This is a genomic window from Rhizobacter sp. (assembly GCF_031412075.1).
GTDB lineage: Bacteria > Pseudomonadota > Gammaproteobacteria > Burkholderiales > Burkholderiaceae_C > Rhizobacter.
Window position 1 is genome coordinate 1 of record NZ_JANOCG010000117.1, and the last position, 2,203, is coordinate 2,203.

General features: G+C 62.2%; 3 protein-coding genes. 1 reads left to right on the forward strand and 2 read right to left on the reverse strand.

Annotation, left to right across the window (positions count from 1 at the left end):
- Positions 1-239: ISC system 2Fe-2S type ferredoxin (fdx, locus tag RMO40_RS04210; RefSeq protein WP_309716744.1), on the forward strand; the 239-nt coding region annotated here is incomplete at its 5' end.
- A 484-nt stretch (positions 240-723) separates the two neighbouring features.
- On the opposite strand, the gene RMO40_RS04215 is transcribed toward fdx, so the two are convergent.
- Together RMO40_RS04215 and ntrB are read right to left on the reverse strand one after the other, a co-directional pair.
- A complete protein-coding gene (locus RMO40_RS04215) occupies positions 724-1,524 on the reverse strand; it encodes a nitrate ABC transporter ATP-binding protein (protein WP_309716747.1) in 801 nt (266 codons plus the stop codon).
- A gap of 24 nt (positions 1,525-1,548) precedes the next feature.
- Positions 1,549-2,203, reverse strand: a 655-nt coding sequence (gene ntrB / locus RMO40_RS04220; protein ID WP_309716750.1) for a nitrate ABC transporter permease, incomplete at its 5' end; no start/stop codon positions are given.

The following is a 2,203-nucleotide window of genomic DNA, read 5'->3' on the forward strand; positions in this document are numbered from 1 at the left end:
ACGACATTGAGATCGAGCACGCTTGTGAAATGAGCGCCGCCTGCACCACCTGCCATGTGCTCGTGCGCGAAGGGTTCAAGTCGCTGGGTGAGATCGACGAGGTCGAAGAAGACCTGTTGGATCGCGCCTGGGGCCTGGAGCCCAGCTCTCGCTTGTCGTGTCAGGCGATCCTGGCGCAAGAGGACGTGACCATCGAGATCCCGAAGTACTCGATCAATCACGCCAAAGAAAAACACTGAAAGTGTTTTCGGTGAGGCTCATATCGCGTAGCGATGTGATGCCGGAACCAAAAGCACTAAAAAAGACCCCCTGACTGTCAAGTCAGGAGGTTGTATGAAAGGGCGGAAGCCCTACTGAGGAGACAGTCGGCAATCGCATCGCATTGCTTTTGCCGTACAGGCATTTGCAAGCACCGTGCCTGCGCGTCCCCAGCCGAACTGAGCCATCCGCGCACTCCATGCCGGGTAGGCGTTCCAGCACAAATTGATGACGTCAGGGGGTTTGCACGTCCGGGCCGCTGTCTGAGCGCCCATGCACCACCGCGGGGACTGAAATCTCCACGTCCTTGCCTCAGGCCTTGAGGGCTTTGCCGGCCAGGGGGTGGCGATCTCGACGGTTTCGTTGGGTGACAGGGGCCAGGGCGAAGTTCTCGCCCTGGCCTGTGTGCCGCCGGCCCCCTCAGGCCCGCGGCGCTCCCTCACTCACTCACCTCACTCAACTCAATCAGGCAGCGACTTTTTCCACGTGTCCGTGTCGGGTGTAGAGAAAGTCGAGCACGCACCGGCGGTAGTGCACGTAGTGCGGTTCTTCGGCCAGCTCCACACGGTCGCGCGGGCGCGGCAATTCGATGGACAAGATCTCGCCGATGGTGGCCGCCGGGCCGTTGGTCATCAGGACGATGCGGTCGGACAGCAGCACAGCTTCGTCGACGTCGTGCGTGACCATCACCACCGTGCTGTGGGTGCGCGCCACGATCTTCAGCAGCTCGTCTTGCAGGTGAGCGCGGGTCAGCGCGTCGAGGGCACCGAAAGGCTCGTCCATCAGCAGCACCTTGGGCTCCATGGCCAGCGCGCGGGCGATGCCCACACGTTGCTTCATGCCGCCCGAGATTTCATGCGGGCGCTTGTAGGCGGCGTGGCCCATGTTGACCAGCTCCAGTGCAGCGAGCGTGCGCTCCTTCAGGCGGGCGTGGGTGTCGTTCTTGCCGAACACGCGCTCCACCGCCAGGTGCACGTTCTCGAAGCAGGTGAGCCACGGCAGCAGCGAGTGGTTCTGGAATACCACGGCACGCTCGGGGCCGGGCGCGGCGATCTCGCGGTTGTCGCACAGCAACACGCCGTTTGAAGGCAGCGTGAGGCCGGCGATCAGGTTGAGCAGGGTCGACTTGCCGCAACCCGAGTGGCCGATCAGCGTGACGAACTCGCCCTTGGCCACCGTGAGGTTGATCTCGCGCAGGGCGTGGAACGAGCCCTTTTTGGTGTTAAACACCATCTCGGCGTTTTGCACTTGGATGAAATTGTTCATGGTGGTGTGCTCTTGGGTGGGAAGTCAGACTTCGTCGTAGGTGAAACGCTTGGCCACAGCGATCAGTGCCCATTCAAGAAGCAGGCCAACCACGCCGATCACGAAGATGGCGATCAGGATGTGCGTGACGTTGAGGTTGTTCCACTCGTCCCACACCCAGAAGCCGATGCCCACGCCGCCGGTCAGCATCTCGGCCGCGACGATCACCAGCCAGGCGGTGCCCACCGAAAGGCGCACGCCGGTCAGCATGTAGGGCAGCACGGCGGGGAAGAGGATCTTGGTGACGATCTTCCATTCGGACAGGTTCAGCACGCGGGCCACGTTGAGGTAGTCGGCGGGAACACGTTGCACACCCACGGCGGTGTTGATGATCATCGGCCAGATGGAGCAGATGAAGATCGTCCAGATGGCCGCGGGGTTGGCGGCCTTGAACACCAGCAGGCCGATCGGCAACCAGGCCAGCGGCGACACCGGGCGCAGCAGGCTGATCAGCGGCGACAGCATGTTGTTCAAGAACGTGAAACGCCCGATCATGAAACCCAGCGGGATGCCCACGAGTGCGGCCAAGCCAAAACCCACCGCCACACGCTGCAGCGAGAACAGGATGTTCCAGCCGATGCCCTGGTCGTTGGGGCCCTTGCTGTAGAACGGGTCGGAGAACACCTTCACTGCTTCAGTG